At 53.6% G+C, this 15,330-nt stretch carries 14 protein-coding genes; 4 read left to right on the plus strand and 10 right to left on the minus strand.

Features of this window, described 5'->3' with window-relative positions; translation table 11 throughout:
• The first annotated feature begins 128 nt into the window (after positions 1-128).
• Positions 129-1,448, plus strand: a complete 1,320-nt coding sequence (locus KZ483_RS12930) for a DUF2515 family protein (RefSeq protein WP_220353046.1) — start codon at positions 129-131, stop codon at positions 1,446-1,448.
• A gap of 28 nt (positions 1,449-1,476) precedes the next feature.
• Here the strand turns inward: KZ483_RS12930 and KZ483_RS12935 are convergent, their stop codons facing one another.
• The 9 genes from KZ483_RS12935 to KZ483_RS12975 form a co-directional block, all read right to left on the minus strand.
• Positions 1,477-2,544, minus strand: coding sequence for a MerR family transcriptional regulator (locus tag KZ483_RS12935; RefSeq protein WP_220353047.1), 1,068 nt, complete (start codon positions 2,542-2,544; stop codon positions 1,477-1,479).
• A gap of 80 nt (positions 2,545-2,624) precedes the next feature.
• Complete coding sequence (gene mtnB, locus KZ483_RS12940) at positions 2,625-3,281, minus strand: methylthioribulose 1-phosphate dehydratase (RefSeq protein WP_220353049.1); 657 nt, start codon at positions 3,279-3,281, stop codon at positions 2,625-2,627.
• The gene (locus KZ483_RS12945; RefSeq protein WP_220353050.1) at positions 3,278-3,982 is read right to left on the minus strand and encodes a 2-hydroxy-3-keto-5-methylthiopentenyl-1-phosphate phosphatase; all 705 of its coding nucleotides are present in this window, start codon (positions 3,980-3,982) and stop codon (positions 3,278-3,280) included. The genes mtnB and KZ483_RS12945 overlap by 4 nt, the downstream gene beginning before the upstream one ends.
• Entirely contained in the window at positions 3,979-5,211 is a 1,233-nt protein-coding gene (locus KZ483_RS12950) for a 2,3-diketo-5-methylthiopentyl-1-phosphate enolase (RefSeq protein ID WP_220353051.1), read from the minus strand. The genes KZ483_RS12945 and KZ483_RS12950 overlap by 4 nt, the downstream gene beginning before the upstream one ends.
• Positions 5,208-6,089, minus strand: a complete 882-nt coding sequence (gene proC, locus KZ483_RS12955; RefSeq protein WP_220353053.1) for a pyrroline-5-carboxylate reductase — start codon at positions 6,087-6,089, stop codon at positions 5,208-5,210. The genes KZ483_RS12950 and proC overlap by 4 nt, the downstream gene beginning before the upstream one ends.
• A 41-nt stretch (positions 6,090-6,130) precedes the next feature.
• Positions 6,131-7,381 (minus strand): glutamate-5-semialdehyde dehydrogenase, encoded by a 1,251-nt coding sequence (locus KZ483_RS12960; RefSeq protein WP_220353055.1) that lies wholly within the window; start codon positions 7,379-7,381, stop codon positions 6,131-6,133.
• Between the two features lie 504 nt (positions 7,382-7,885).
• A complete protein-coding gene (gene proB, locus KZ483_RS12965; RefSeq protein ID WP_220353420.1) occupies positions 7,886-9,001 on the minus strand; it encodes a glutamate 5-kinase in 1,116 nt (371 codons plus the stop codon).
• Between the two features lie 379 nt (positions 9,002-9,380).
• On the minus strand, positions 9,381-10,571 hold the full coding sequence (locus tag KZ483_RS12970) for a pyridoxal phosphate-dependent aminotransferase (RefSeq protein WP_397376172.1): 1,191 nt from the start codon (positions 10,569-10,571) through the stop codon (positions 9,381-9,383).
• Positions 10,572-10,690: 119 nt separating this feature from the next.
• Complete coding sequence (locus tag KZ483_RS12975; RefSeq protein WP_220353058.1) at positions 10,691-11,131, minus strand: hypothetical protein; 441 nt, start codon at positions 11,129-11,131, stop codon at positions 10,691-10,693.
• 126 nt (positions 11,132-11,257) lie between these two features.
• On the opposite strand from KZ483_RS12975, the gene KZ483_RS12980 reads away from it, so the two are divergent.
• On the plus strand, positions 11,258-12,052 hold the full coding sequence (locus tag KZ483_RS12980) for a carbon-nitrogen family hydrolase (RefSeq protein WP_220353060.1): 795 nt from the start codon (positions 11,258-11,260) through the stop codon (positions 12,050-12,052).
• A gap of 19 nt (positions 12,053-12,071) precedes the next feature.
• Here KZ483_RS12980 and KZ483_RS12985 read toward each other — a convergent pair whose 3' ends face one another.
• The gene (locus tag KZ483_RS12985) at positions 12,072-12,974 is read right to left on the minus strand and encodes a LysR family transcriptional regulator (protein ID WP_220353061.1); all 903 of its coding nucleotides are present in this window, start codon (positions 12,972-12,974) and stop codon (positions 12,072-12,074) included.
• A 162-nt stretch (positions 12,975-13,136) separates the two neighbouring features.
• On the opposite strand from KZ483_RS12985, the gene leuC reads away from it, so the two are divergent.
• Together leuC and leuD are read left to right on the plus strand one after the other, a co-directional pair.
• On the plus strand, positions 13,137-14,558 hold the full coding sequence (gene leuC / locus KZ483_RS12990; RefSeq protein ID WP_220353062.1) for a 3-isopropylmalate dehydratase large subunit: 1,422 nt from the start codon (positions 13,137-13,139) through the stop codon (positions 14,556-14,558).
• A gap of 63 nt (positions 14,559-14,621) precedes the next feature.
• Positions 14,622-15,215 carry a 3-isopropylmalate dehydratase small subunit gene (leuD, locus tag KZ483_RS12995; protein WP_220353063.1) on the plus strand — a complete coding sequence of 198 codons (594 nt, stop codon included), beginning with the start codon at positions 14,622-14,624 and terminating at the stop codon, positions 15,213-15,215.
• The last annotated feature ends 115 nt before the right edge of the window (positions 15,216-15,330 follow it).

A 15,330-nucleotide genomic window follows, 5' to 3' on the forward strand; every position in this document is an offset into this window, starting at 1 on the left:
ATTCCATTGTCTGGCAATCATAAAATACGAATAACGATTATCTCCGCTTACGCCAATCGTGCAGTGACGGCTAATGAAACTGCACCTTGACTATACTGGTTAATAATGGTATTGGAAGGAGGGTGCAAATGGATTTGAACCAATCGGGAAACGGGAGACAGCATTTTGTCGACAAGCTGGTTGCGGGCGTAATCAAACTCTTCAAGCTTCCGGCGCAGACCATTCAACTGATTTCTGCGAAAAGAGAAGCCCGGACGGCTTCGGCACGGTTTGCCCGTACCGCCCATGCTCCGCAGCTGAAAGCGGAATCGGTTCACTGCATATTTGAAGCATGGCCCAGGCTGAAGGAGCAAGTAACAGCAGGGGGCGGACTTACAGATGAGAAGGTGATTGGCGATGAAACGCAACGCAACCTGTTTTATCGAATCAAAATTGAAACCGAGCATGCAAATCGCAATAATGTGACACGGACCGAGGCGTACCGTGCCGTTTATTTTCGCTGTCCTGAGCTGCATTGGGCGCTCTTTGCCCATGTCATCTCCCGAAATGGCGGCTGGAATATGACCGATCTGCAGGGGGAGCTGCTGCCGCGCATATTATCTCCGAAGCAGATTGAAGCTAACTTTGAGCTGCTGGAAAGAGCGAATGCACTTATTTTCTCCGATGCTTACCCGCAGCTTCTGCTCTATGAAGCGGGAAAAAAAGCGGGGCGGGACTACTCGCATCTGCTGCCGCAGTTTGGCGTTTCACGGTTTATGGTTCAGGTATGGGCTCAATTCTGGCGGAAGAAGGAATCACCTCTGCTCACGACCGCTCTGATCGTGAACGAGCAGCATTTCATCGAAGCCCGTATTGTGCGAAACTCCCATTATAAACGGAATGTGCTGGATCAGCCCGAATTTCAGCTTCAGGCAATACTCCAGACCAATGCGGTATTTATGCCTTACAGTGCCACGGTTACCGGAGAGATGAAGCTGGCGGGGCTCGTTTTGGAGGATTTCAGCAGCCTGGAGGAGCGCATCGAGTTTGGGAAGCGGTTATATGCGCTATTGTACGGTGTGCCTGAGGTTTATGAAGGTGTGCTGGCATTCGTGCGCGCCGTTCAGCATTCAGGCTCGCGAGCCGATTACGCTCCGCATCTGTTCACGGCTGAGCGCAAGCCCGGCGATAATCGTCGGCGCAAGAGCTACAAGCAGAGGCTTAGGGGCTGCAGCTTGATAGGGGGGGCCAGGCCCCTCTACAGTCCAAAGCTTGCCGAAGCATGGTCGGATGTTCTGTTCGAGCCCGCCGAACCCGGTGATTGGGTTGATTGGGCGGATGACGTGCAGCACTTTTTCCGGGATCTTCCACTTCCACCGGTGTTTGAAATAACAAACGAGTATTGTCTCGGTATAAACAAGATTGAACTGGCCGTCTTGGCGGCCGAAGGAATTGCGGATAAGAAGTAGAAGCGGGTTTTGCCGCATAGACGGCTTTCTAGGCGGACTTTTTACGGGCGAAAACAATCCAAAGGGAGGGAGCAAGCTCAGGGACAAAAGCCTCATAGCCTTGTGATTCAAGAAATGCAACCAGCTTACGGGTATCAATTGGATACCCTGGTGCGGCGACAGAAAACCCTGTATCTTCTTCGTTTGCTTCCTCGGAAAATACCGCTCCCGCCAGACATATTCTGCCTTCCGGCAGCAAAATACGGTCGATTTCCTTGATCGCCAGCTGCTGCTGACGCTCATCGAGGCAGTGGAAAGCGAATGCGCATGAAGCGAAATGAAATACGGCTTCCTGGAAGGGGAGGGCCAGAAGATTGCCCTGCTTGGCTTCGACATGGGAAAGCTGTCCGCGCAGCATGCACAGCATTTCCGCTGATTGTTCAACGGCAGCCAAAGCCGCACCCGAGCCCGCCAGCTTTGCGGTCAAGCGTCCGGTTCCAGCTCCGAGGTCCAGACCCCGTTCACCGGTTTGCGGATCGATCCACTCCAGAATGGTCTCATGCACGATTTCATACAACCGTTCGCTGACGACTGGATAAAGCGCATGAAGGACGGCTTGCTCGCGGTAGTTGGAGGCGAGAAGGTCATAGTCCCAGCGGTCGCGCCACGATTCAAGAAGCGCTGCCGATTCGCGGACATGTCCCGCCGCTTCCTCTAATTCGTCCAGCGTGGGCTGTTGTTTCTCGAACCAGCCTGCCATTACCGTATCAAGTGCTTTCAATGCTTGCGACAATCTCGTCCAATCGCGGTAAATCGATTGCCGCGCCTCATCGAGCTTGCCCAGCACCCGGTTGCCGCTGCCCGTCGTCGCATGATTCGAATCTGAACCCAAGAATGCATCTGCTTCACCGATTAAATCGCGAACTGCGGAAATCGGCAGCCCGAGCTCCCGCAGCGCAATAATGAAGCGAAGCTGCTTCAGATCATCCGCGTTATAAAAGCGATAGCCGTTATCAGGCGATTTGGACGGCGCCAGCAATCCTTTCTCCTCGTAAAAACGAATGGCCCGGGGTGTCGTCCCAAGCCATTTCGCAGCTTCATGAATGAATAGCGGCAATAGAGTCATCTCCTTGTGCTAATAATCGTAAACGTTAACGTTACGTCAATGTCAACCGTTCACTATTTCAAGGATGATTCCTAAACGCCTGAGCGCTGTTTGAGCAGCTCTGAGCGATAAACATATTCGAACAAAAACTCGAACGCTTCCAGATGACGTTTGGCCTCAAATGCATTTGCCCCCCAGGCGTAAATGCCGTGCTTGCGGAGCACAATGCCGGGAATACGCGGATCAAGCCTTTGGGTTACTTCAGGGACGATACTTGGAATATGGGCGTAGTTGGAAACCACCGGAATATCGATATGCGCCTCTTCGTCCCATATGTTGAATGCCTTAATAAGCTCGACGCCTTCAACCGGAATCGATTTGCGATTCCAGAACAGCTCCGAGACAACATTATTAAACACAGTATGGACATGAAATATAGCGCCGCAGCCTGTCATCCGATAGATCTCACAGTGAATCAGCGTCTCGGCGGAAGGCTTCAGCTTGGTCGGTTCGCTTGGTTGGCCTCCCTGATTGACGAACAGGAAGTCCTCCGGCGTCGATAATGATTTATCTTTGCCGCTTGCCGTAATTGCAAAATCGAAATTATCCGGCTCAAATTCGCCGACCCGTATCGACAGATTTCCGCTGGTACCCGGAAACCACCCGCGGGAGGCAAAGAGGCTCTTGACCTCGCTAAGCTCGGCCAGGACACGTTGTTTATCTTCTAAAGCGATGCCTGCAAACCTCATGACGGAATCGATTCCTCCTCTTGCTTCAAGATCGTTAGGACGTCATGAAACGTCTCGTATTCGTAATAGGGAAGTCCGAGCTCTTCGCATTTGCGGATCAAATGAGATCGGGCGAACACAAGATCGGCGAGCTTCGCGCCTTCGAAATCTGTCACACTGTCCCCGATCAGAATTCGCGTATAAGCTTCAGCGGGGAAGCGCCGGATGATGGTCGTCTTGCACATCCCGCAATCGTTACTGCAATTGTCGTCGCAGGGATGCGGCCACTTGATTTCAATTCGCTCGCCGGTGAAATCGCTGCCGTTGCAGTATATATGGCTCTCCGGAATGCTGAAAGGCGCAAGTAGTGGATAGACGAAAAAGTCGATCCCACCGCTTGTTACATAGAAATCGATGTCGTTCGCCCGGGCGTAGTCGAGCAGCTCTGCAAAGCCGCTTCGGATACGGGCGTTCCCGATCGCATAATCGATCACTTCCGTTTTCCTCGAAGTCGGAAGAAGCCGGAACAGCTCCCCGACACCTTCCCTGATCGCCTTGCGCTGGCTTACGATATCGTCCACAATCGTTTCCCAGCCCGGCGGATCGAAGTGGCGAATGATTGCGACGATATTGTCGTTCTCCGTAATAGTGCCGTCAAAATCGCAAAAAATGACGCGCCGTTTCGTACCTGCTGTCCCACTATGCGGTTGTGCTTCACTCATTCCTTATACCCCCAGCTGTCAAGGGCCGCTTTGAGCGCTTCGCTGCCCGGCTGTGCAGCTGCATCAGGCAGTGAAATGCCTGCGAGGGCTGCTTCGATCGCTTGGCGGAAGGCTTGGCCGCCGGCTGCGGTTCCAAGAGGGTGACCGTGAATCCCGCCTCCGGCATTCACAACCACATCCTGACCGAAGTCACGGATAATAAGCGGAACAAGCCCGGGGTGTATGCCGGCGGACGGCACCGGAAAGCTTGTATGTACCGGAAGCGCCGGATCTATCAGGGCTGCCTGTACCGCCAGATTCTCTTCCTTGGGCATGACGACGGAGCCGTAAGGCGACGGGAAGAGAACAAGGTCAGCTCCGGAGAGACGCATCAGCTTGCCGAGCAGTAAAGGTGCGGCGATGCCGTAATGCGGTGACGGATAAAATGCTCCCGCCATTGCCGGATGAGCCGCGATCGGTACAGAGATATCCGGGTCGCTGCTCAGCTCGTGCAGCACATCGTAGCCGTAAGCGAGCACATTGAACAGCAGCGCGTTTGCGCCGGCGTTGATGGCCTTCTTCGCATTGTGTGCAAGCTGGGAGGTAGGGCCGGACAAATTTACAGCGTAGAGAAGCTTCTGACCTGTTTCGGCTTCCGCCAGCCGCGCGGCTTCCATACAGATCTCAACCCGTCTCTCCAGCGGAGTCAGCGGGTTCTCGAACAATATCTCGTCGTCCTTAACCAGGTCAACCCCGCCTAGAGCCTGCCGATAAAACTGTTCGCGCAGGTTCGCGAGATCGTGACCGATTACAGATTTGAAGATACTCATAAGCAGCGGCCGACGCTCGATTCCCAGTTGCTTGCGCACGCCGGCGATACCGAATTTCGGACCGGGAAACGCCGAAGCAAACGAAGACGAGAAATCGATGTCAAGCAGCTTGATTCGTCCGTCCATCGACAATTTGCCGAAGACGGTTACGAGCAGGGCGGGGATATCGCGGCTGAAGTTGACATCCGGATAGGCGATTTGCAGATCCGCATAGCGTTCGCCGGGCGCTGCGTTTTCCGGCTCGTGCACCGTTACGGAGACGACCCGTCCGAGATGCTTTTCCATCTCCGCTTTCCGGGCTTCCGGCAGGTCCGTCCAGCTCCCGACGGTTAACCCTACGGCTATGCCTTGCGCTTTTTTATGAAAATCGGCTTTGTCGTCGTAGCACCGGTAAGTGGCGATACATGCTGAGCCTGTCATGAATTCGCACTCCTTTCAATTTCAGCCCCCATCTCGCCTGCGCGCTCCGCGGCGCGTCCAATTGCGCGGACAACCCCTTGCGAGAAGCTGTGGGCATCAAGCGTATGAATCGCCGCTTGAGTCGTACCGTTCGGGGAGGTTACCTTGCGCCGCAAATCTGCGGGATTTTCGTTGGTCGCCTTCACCATATGGGCGGCACCAAGTACTGTCTGCACCGTCAAGTCCAGGGCTGCCTCTTCGGTCAGTCCAAGAGAGCGGCCGGCCTCAATCATCGCTTCCATCAAATAATATACATACGCAGGTCCGCTGCCAGAAACGCCGGTCACGGCATCCAGCAGCGGTTCATCGACGACAGCAGTCAAGCCGATGGATTGAAACATGGTTTCGGCAAGCAGCCTCTGTCCATTCGATACGGTTGGGGAGAAGCTGATGCCCGTCGCGCCCAGGCCGATCGTGCTTGAAGTATTGGGCATTGTCCGGACAATATTCATCGGCTGGCCGAGCAGCGCTTCGATCGTGCGGATCGACAGGCCTGCTATAACGGATACAATAAGCTGGTTAGACGTCAGAACGCCGCGAAGCTGCTTGAGCGCTGCAGCCGCATCCTTTGGCTTCATCATCAGAAACACAATATCCGCTTCGCGCAGCATTGCCGTCTTTCTTTCGTCGTCGGCTGCGGCTTGAACTCCGTACCGGGCGGACAAATCGTGAAGCCGCACCGCATTCTTCCGGTTCATTATGCTGATTCGCTCCGGTGAAGTAAGCCCGCGGTCGAGAAGGCCGCGCACAATCGCTTCGGCCATAGAACCCGCTCCGTAGAAGCAGAGGCGAAGCGAGGCGATTTCCGGTATTACGCCGGAAGAAGAAAGTAGCGTCATTTTTGAATAAAACCTCCTATTATGTTGTTCCGTGCTGCGTACTAACCTCTAATTTGACCGCTCCCGTAAATGCGGTATTTCGTTGAAGTGAGGGCAGGCAGGCCCATTGGACCCCGCGCATGCAGCTTTTGCGTGCTGATCCCGATTTCGGCCCCGAAGCCGAATTCGAAGCCGTCGGTGAAGCGTGTCGACGCATTATGGTAAACTGCCGCCGCGTCGACTTCCTGCAGAAATCTCGCTGCATTCCCCGAGTTCTCAGTTACGATACACTCGGAGTGCATTGTACCGTACTGCCGGATATGGGCAAGGGCTTCGTCAAGACTCTCAACGATACGAATATTCAAGATATAGTCGTTATATTCAGTTGAATAATCGCTTTGTACAGCAGCTTTGGCTTCGGGAAGAAGTTCAAGCGTGCGGCCGCAGCCCCGAATTTCCACGTTTGCAGCCAACATGCGTTCCGCGATCGTTTTGAGATGACCGGAGGCTGCGAAAGACTCGTGGACAAGCAGCGTTTCCATGGAATTGCAGACCGACGGGCGCTGCACCTTCGCATTGAAAGCAATATCCGAGGCCATGTTTGGCGCGGCGCTGTCATCAATAAACGTATGGCAAATGCCGGCTCCGGTTTCAATAACCGGAACGGTCGCGTTCTCCACAACGTTGCGTATAAGAGATGCGCCCCCTCGCGGTATGACGACATCAAGCAAGCCGTTCAGCCTGAGCATTTCGTCCACTGAGGAGCGGCTGGGGTCTTCGATAAGCTGAAGCGCATCTATGGGCAAATCGGTATGTTCAAGCGCACCGCGCAGCACCTCGACGATGCGCCGGTTCGTTTCGAGTGCGGCCGAACCGCCGCGAAGGACAACGGTATTGCCGGTCTTGAGACATAAGCCTGCAGCATCGACCGTGACGTTAGGCCTCGCTTCATATATCATTCCGATAACGCCGAGCGGAACCGATATTTTCTCAACGCGCATACCGTTCGGACGGTCAAAGGACTCCAGCGTAAGCCCGACCGGGTCGGGTAACTCCGCCACTTGGCGCAGTCCGTCCGCTATACCGGATATGCGGGTCTCGTTCAATGAGAGCCGGTCAAGCAGCGATTCGCTGGTCCCGTTGTCGCGGCCGCGTTTGATATCAACCTCATTGGATAAAATGATCGATGATTGCTCCCGCACCAGCGCGTCCGCCATGAGCAGCAGGGCGCTGTTCTTTTGTTCCGTTGTGAGCCTGATCATAGCCGCCGCCGCTTCCTTGGCCAGCGCCGCTTTCTCTCGTACTTCACTCATTTTTTTGCCCTCCTAAAAGTTTTCTGCGATACTCCCTTGATAAACGTCTTCACGAGCAGAAAACTCGCTTCGAAAGCATACGCTTAGTTTTCTGCGATACTCCCTTGATAAACGTCTTCGCGAGCAGAAAACTCGCTTCGAAAGCATACGCTTAGTTTTCTGCGATACTCCCTTGATAAACGTCTTCGCGAGCAGAAAACTCGCTTCGAAAGCATACGCTTAGTTTTCTGCGATACTCCCTTGATAAACGTCTTCGCGAGCAGAAAACTCGCTCCGAAAGCATACGCTTAGTTTTCTGCGATACTCCCTTGATAAACGTCTTCGCGAGCAGAAAACTCGCTTCGAAAGCATACGCTTAGTTTTCTGCGATACTCCCTTGATAAACGTCTTCGCGAGCAGAAAACTCGCTTCGAAAGCATACGCTTAGTTTTCTGCGATGTTGTCTGCGGCATACTGCCTTGTATATACTTCCTCGCCAGTATTAAAACCGCCTGGAAAGTATATTTACAATGTGACCCATTCGTCCCGGTGGATCACTTCGATGCGGCTTACTTCAACGCGCCGTTTGACTTCTTCGGTGCTGAGCCCGGCCACCGCTTGAATTTGCCATGCGGCGTAATTTACGACACCGCGTCCGATGGTCTGGTGCTGTAAATTCGCCACTTCCACGACATCACCGGGGTGGAAGTCGCCGACTATCGTTCGGATACCGGCTGGAAGCAGGCTTTTGCCGCCCTGCAGGAGAGCGGCTTCCGCGCCGTCATCCACTATAATTCGTCCTTGAGGAAGCGAGTGGAAGCCGACCCACTGCTTCTTCATCGGCAGATTGTTGAAACGGGTATCGAAATAGGTGCCTTTTCCTTCTCCCCGCACTGCGAGCTGCATATCTCCGGGTTCCGCAACTCGCCCGACGAAGGCCGGGATTCCGCCGCGCATCGCAATGCGGGCCGCTTCGATCTTTGAACGCATGCCTCCCGTTCCGACGGATGAGCCGGAGCCGCCAGCGAGCTGCATAAGCTCCGCGGAAATTTGTTCGACGCGGTCGATTTTCACCGCTTCTGGATTTATACGCGGGTCTCCCGTGTATAAACCGTCCGTATCAGTCAGGATAAGCAGCCGCTTGGCTTTGACCATATTGGCAACCAGAGCCGAAAGGGTATCGTTATCGCCGAATTTCAAGCTTAATTCATCCGTCGCGACCGTATCGTTCTCATTGATAATCGGTACAGTTCGCAGCCTTAGAAGCTCATTAATGGTCATAAGCGCATTTTGAATCCTTTTACGGTTCGAAAAATCGGCGCGCGTAAGCAGAATTTGAGCTGCACAGATGCCGCCGTTAGCACCGTATCTGGCAAAAGCCTCCTGATAAGCCTGCATAAGCAGCGCCTGACCGACAGCCGCTGCAGCTTGTTTCTCATGAGTAAGTTTTGGCCGCGATTCATATCCTATTCTTCGAAAGCCTGCAGCTACCGCACCGGAGGTTACAAGCATTACTTCATAACCGTTTTCATGGAGCGAAGCGAGCTCGCGCGAGAAGAAGGCGATTCTGTCGCGATTAAGTCCGCCTTCATCGGAGGTAAGCGAGCTGCTGCCGATTTTCACCACTATTCGTTCTTTCATCATTTCACGATTCCCTTTCCCAGGTAAAAAATAAAAAAACTTCCGTCCTCTAGTATATAGAAAGGACGAAAGTATAACTTCCGCGGTACCACCTTTGTTAACGGCCCTCATTACAGTAGGAAAGAGACGCCGTTCGGCTCATAAGCCTGATAACAGCAGGCGCTGTCCGGCTCATCGCCGGCCGTTCAGGGGCGGGATTCCGCAGCGGTCGCGGTAAATTCTCACAGCGGATGAATTTACTCTCTGGTCGCGACTTGGGCAATGCGTACTTGTTCCCCGTCAAAACGTTGGTGTTTAATTGCTTCAAGCATATCATGCAGAGGTGCATCGTGTAAAGAAACCGATCGCCGCATTCGCTCGCAGAAGGCGATGGGAAAAGCTATCCGAACAGCCCAAGCCCGCCGATCCGGTTAATGGCTTCCTCGAGCCGAGCCTCCGGCGCCAGCAGGCCAAGCCGGACATAATGCTCTCCAAATTCGCCGAATCCAATGCCTGGGGCGACAACGACGTCGGCACGCTCCAGAAGGATGTCGGCAAATTCGGCCGAGCTGAAGCCTTTCGGGACGGGAAGCCAGCAGAAGAAGGAGCCGCCGGGTTTATCCGCCTGCCAGCCAATGCCGGCCAGGGCGCCGAACAGCGCATTGCGCCTGCTCTCATACACGCTGGTGAGCTCTGCCACGCATGCCTGCGGTCCCGTAAGCGCTGCTGCCGCTGCTGCCTGTATGCCGCCGAACAAGCTGCAGTAATAATGGTCCTGCATTAAATTGATAAGAGAAATAATTTCAGGATTGCCAAGAGCGAAGCCGACGCGCCAACCGGCCATGTTGTATGTTTTCGACAGTGTATAAAACTCAATGCCGACTTCGTTGGCGCCAGGTGTCTGCAGGAAGCTGATCGGCTTAGCGCCGTCGAAGCCGAGAGCCCCGTAAGCGAAATCGCTGGCCACGACAATTCCGTGACGAGCGGAGAATTCCACAGTGCGCGAATAGAAGTCGGCATCGGCAACGGCTCCGGTCGGATTGTTGGGATAATTAATGAACATCAGCTTCGCTTTGTCCGCTGCCTCAATCGGAACAGCGTCGTAGTCAGGCAGAAACCGGTTGTCCGCAGTAAGCGGCATATATTCCATCCGGCCGCCGGCGAGCGCCACCCCGGACCAGTAGTCCGGATAGCCGGGATCCGGTACGAGGCAGACATCGCCTGGATTAAGCAGGCATTGACTGATTTCGATAAGTCCGGTTTTACCCCCGAACAGTATCGCTACTTCGGTTTCGGGATCAAGGTTGACACCGTAATCCTCCTTGTAGCGCTGTACAATCGCTTTTTTCAGAAACGGGTAACCCCTGAATGGGGAATACCGATGATACAACGGGTTAAGAGCCGCCTCTTGGAGGGCGGCAACAATATGAGGCGGGGTCGGCCGATCGGGATTCCCCTGCCCCAGATTTATGACGTCGCGGCCTTTGGCGGCTTGAGCGTTCGCTTTACTTACCAGTCCGGCAAAAAATTGTGCAGGCAAACCGGCCATTCTATCGGCAGGACTTATTTGTATAGGGTTCGTATGTTCCAATTCCATCACTCCACTTGATTGCTTATTAACCTATGCAATAATGTAGCATATTGTTTGAATAGGTGTCGAGCATCGCATGGAGAACAGAACTGCACACAACCGGCGGCCGCTAACCGGCATCAGGAGATGCCGATCGTCCTCAGAAATGGTTTAATGTCTGCAGTAAACTGCAGCAAATAAGGCCTTCTGTTTTCATCAAAAATCAGGAGCAGCTGCGGTTTGTCCGGGCAATAAAACAGGAAAACATCTGAAGTCTGCACGTTAAGTCCGGCGGTTCTGACGGTAGCGGGCTGATCCAGAGGAATTCGAAACACGTAACCGCATTTGTCATCCGTAGTAAGCTGTGGAGCAAGACCGGTAACGGAGCCCAGCCACTTTTTGGCAAAAGCTTGATATTCCTTAGTGTTGGCAACGCTCTTGACCACCTTGCCCGCAGTAACGTCAAACACTTGAACAGGCCTCTGCAGCCCGGCTCCTTCGTCATGCGCCTGCGCGCCGGCGGCTGCGGGAAGAAGCAAGCAGAACGCAATCATCAGTATGGCGATTATTTTCGCTCTCATTTTCATTCTCCTTCAATTCATGCAAAATGGTTACCCTGTTACGGTACCCATCTTGACAGTGAACCATGAGACGTTATCATAAGGGAAAAGCTTCATTTCGGTGGAATGCTTGGAGGAGGATTTAGGATGACAGATAAACTGAGGATCGCGCTGGTGCAGATGCATGTTGAAGCCGGTGATCCCGAGGCGAACTTCGGCAGGCTGGAAGAGAAGCTTGAAGAGGCGGTACGTGGCAAGGAGAAGCCCGGCCTGATTATGCTTCCGGAGATGTGGAATACCGGGTATGCGCTGGAGCAAATCAACGCACTCGCAGATGCGGACGGCAAGCGAACCAAGGAGTTCATCTCAGCGTTCAGCCGCAAACACGGGGTTCAGCTGATTGCAGGGTCGATTGCGGAACAGCGCCAGAGCGGCGTTTATAATACGATTTACGTTTTTAACGAGCAGGGGAATGTAGAAGCGGATTACTCGAAAATTCATCTGTTCCGTCTTATGGATGAAGAAAAGCATTTGCAGGCAGGGGATAAAATCGGGCGCTTAAAAGTCTCCGGGGCTGATGCGGGGATGATGATCTGCTATGACATCAGATTTCCGGAGCTCTCCCGCAAGCTGGCTCTGGAAGGGGCGAAGCTCCTGTTTGTCCCTGCGCAGTGGCCGAATCCGCGGCTTCATCACTGGCGGACTCTGCTTATGGCGCGCGCGATCGAAAATCAGATGTTCGTTATTGCCTGCAACCGCTGCGGCACGAGCGGCGAAAGCTCATTCTTCGGGCATTCCCTTGTTATCGACCCTTGGGGAGAAATTATCGCCGAAGCGGGAGAGGAGGAAACAATCCTCCGGGCTGAAATCGATCTATCCATCGTCGATGCGGTGCGCGCGAAGATTCCGGTATTTGAAGACCGCCGTCCAAGCTTGTATTAACCAGCCGTCACTTGCGCTGTTATCCGTTGAAATGGCTTTCCACGGTGGACTTCATCGTATCTATAAAAGCTTCCGCCGCTTTCGACAGATAACGGCCTTTGCGGCTTGCGACGACCAGCGTCCTGGAAGGGGTTGGCGCCGCGAACTGCAAATAAACGGGAGCAAACTCATTCCACTGGGCCCGAGTCACCATCTTCGGCACAAAGGCGATTCCCATGCCGGCCGCGACAAGCGATTGCACGGTCTCGATATTTCCGCTTTCGAACACGATCCGCGGCTGAAAGCCCGCTTTTTCACATAATTCAATCGCGATTTGGCGGAAACCTTGGCCTTTCTTCAATATAACGAACGGCTCGCTTGCAAGCTCGGCGATTTGTACCTGGTTCCCTCTGAGGGCAAGCGGATGTTCCTGGGGGACCGCCAGACAAATTTCTTCGTCAATTATCGGTTCATAAGCAAGGGATGGCTCCTGCAGCGGGAGCGACAGGAGGCTGAGGTCGGTCTGGCCGCTCGCGGTCAACTGCTCAAGCCGGGAGGAGCTGTCCTCGACGAGCACAACCTCGATTTCAGGGTAACGCTTGCCGAATACCGGCAGCACCAACGGCAGCACATGCGAGCCCGTTATTGGCAGGCTGCCGACGACCAGCTTACCTTTGCGCATATGCGCTAAATCGTCGAGCTCCTGCTTGAGCTGCTCGATGCTGTCTAGGATATTTTGCGCCTTATTGACGAACACCGAGCCTGCATGAGTAAGCTCGACGGAATTGGTGGTGCGGCGAAACAGCAGAACCCCGATTTCCTTCTCAAGTTTCGAGAGCTGCTGGCTGAGCGATGGCTGGGCGATATGAAGCTTTTCCGCCGCGCGGGAAAAGTTTTTTTCTTTGGCGATCTGTATGACGTACTGCAGCTGGCGAAATTCCAAGGCGGTAAACTCCTTTTTCTACGATAATTTTCCTCAATTGGTTGTTATAGGCCCTACCTATTGCTTTTATAGATATTATATCTTGGATCAATGAAGAAAGAAATGCTATGATGGTAACATCGATAAATATTAAGGAATTATTGAAATTATGAGGTGATATTAATGGCTAAAAGAACAATGTTTGAAAAGATCTGGGACAACCACGTCATTCACTCCGAGGCCGGCAAACCGAGCATTTTGTATATCGATTTGCAGCTGGTGCATGAAGTGACTTCTCCGCAAGCGTTCGAAGGACTTCGGTTAACCGGCCGCAAGGTGCGCCGTCCGGACCTGACGTTTGCGACCATGGACCATAACGTCCCTACGAAAGACCGCTTCAATATTACGGATCCGATTTCGAAGCAGCAAATCGACACCCTGACACAGAACTGTAAGGATTTCGGCGTGACCCTGTTTGACCTGGACAGCATCGACCAAGGCGTCGTGCACGTTATGGGACCTGAGCTTGGTCTGACGCATCCTGGCAAAACGATCGTTTGCGGCGACAGCCACACATCCACACACGGCGCTTTCGGCGCTCTGGCGTTCGGCATCGGCACTTCCGAGGTTGAACACGTCCTGGCAACGCAATGCCTGCAGCAATCGAAGGCGAAAACGATGGAAATCCGCTTCAGTGGCAGCCGCAAGCCGGGCGTAACGGCGAAAGATATGATCCTAGGCGTTATTGCGAAATACGGCACCGACTTTGCGACCGGCTACGTATTGGAATTCACAGGCGAAGCGATCCGCTCACTGTCGATGGAAGAACGGATGACGGTCTGCAACATGTCGATTGAAGCAGGCGCTCGCGCAGGTCTCATCGCACCGGATGAAACTACGTTCAACTACCTGCGCGGACGGGAATACGCTCCACAAGGCGAAGCTTACGACCGTGCGGTAGCAGTATGGAAAGAGCTGGCTACCGATGAAGGCGCAACGTACGATAAGGTAGTCCATTTCGACGTGGATTCGCTTATCCCCCAAGTTACATGGGGAACAAGCCCTGGCATGGGTACCGACATTACTTCCAATGTACCGGTTCCGTCTGAGCTTCCTACCGAGAACGAACGAAAAGCGGCTGAAGCCGCTCTCGAATATATGGGCCTCACGCCCGGTACTCCAATGAGTGAAATTCCGATAGATTATGTCTTTATCGGTTCCTGCACCAACGGACGTATCGAAGACCTTCGCGCCGCGGCCGAAATAGCCAAGGGCTACAAAGTAAGCGAACGGGTAACGGCGATCGTCGTACCGGGTTCGGGACGCGTGAAGATTCAGGCCGAGAAGGAAGGGCTTGACAAAATCTTCACGGAAGCCGGATTCGAATGGCGCGACGCGGGCTGCTCGATGTGTCTGGCGATGAACCCCGACGTGCTTCAGCCGGGCCAGCGCTGCGCATCGACCTCCAACCGGAACTTCGAAGGCCGTCAGGGCCGCGGCGGACGCACGCACCTTGTTTCGCCGGCTATGGCGGCGGCAGCTGCCATCATGGGCAAATTCACAGACGTTCGCGACTGGAAAATCAAGTCCGAAGTGTTGAACTAAGTACGTATGTCCAAACCGGACTTATCATTCGAGAACTGAAAGATTCGAGAGGAGTTACGATATATGGAAGCATTCAAAAAGCTGACGGGTCTTGTTGCCCCGGTAGACCGTGTAAACGTGGACACGGACGCTATTATTCCGAAACAGTTTCTCAAACGCATCGAACGGAGCGGCTTCGGCCAGTTTCTGTTCTTCGAATGGCGCTGGGACGAGAAGGGTGAGGTTATTCCCGAATTCAGCCTTAATCAGCCGCGCTATAAAGGCGCTTCGGTTCTGATTTCCCGGGCCAACTTCGGCTGCGGGTCCTCCCGCGAGCATGCGCCATGGGCGATACTCGATTACGGCTTCAAGGTCGTAATCGCACCATCGTTCGCCGATATCTTCTACAATAACTGCTTCAAAAACGGCATTCTGCCGATCCGTCTGAGCGAAGAACAGGTTGAAGACTTGTTCCAGCGGACGAACAAACAGGAAGGCTACGAGCTGACGGTGGACCTCGAAAACAACAAGATCACCGATAATGCCGGCCTTGAAATCGCCTTCGAGCTTGATGAGCACCGCCGCCAATTTCTTCTGCAGGGGCTTGACGATATCGGTCTTACCCTGCAGCACGAAGATAAAATCTCGGCATATGAAGCAGCTCGTACCGCATTCTGATTAAGTAAACCGGAACTGCGTTGAGGAATGGATCATACAAGTGAAAACTCGTGCATTAAATGAAAAGTGGCTGAACAGGGGTACAGAACCCTGTTCAGCCACTTTACGCTTTTGC

The sequence above is a fragment of the Paenibacillus sp. sptzw28 genome, from assembly GCF_019550795.1.
GTDB lineage: Bacteria > Bacillota > Bacilli > Paenibacillales > Paenibacillaceae > Paenibacillus_Z.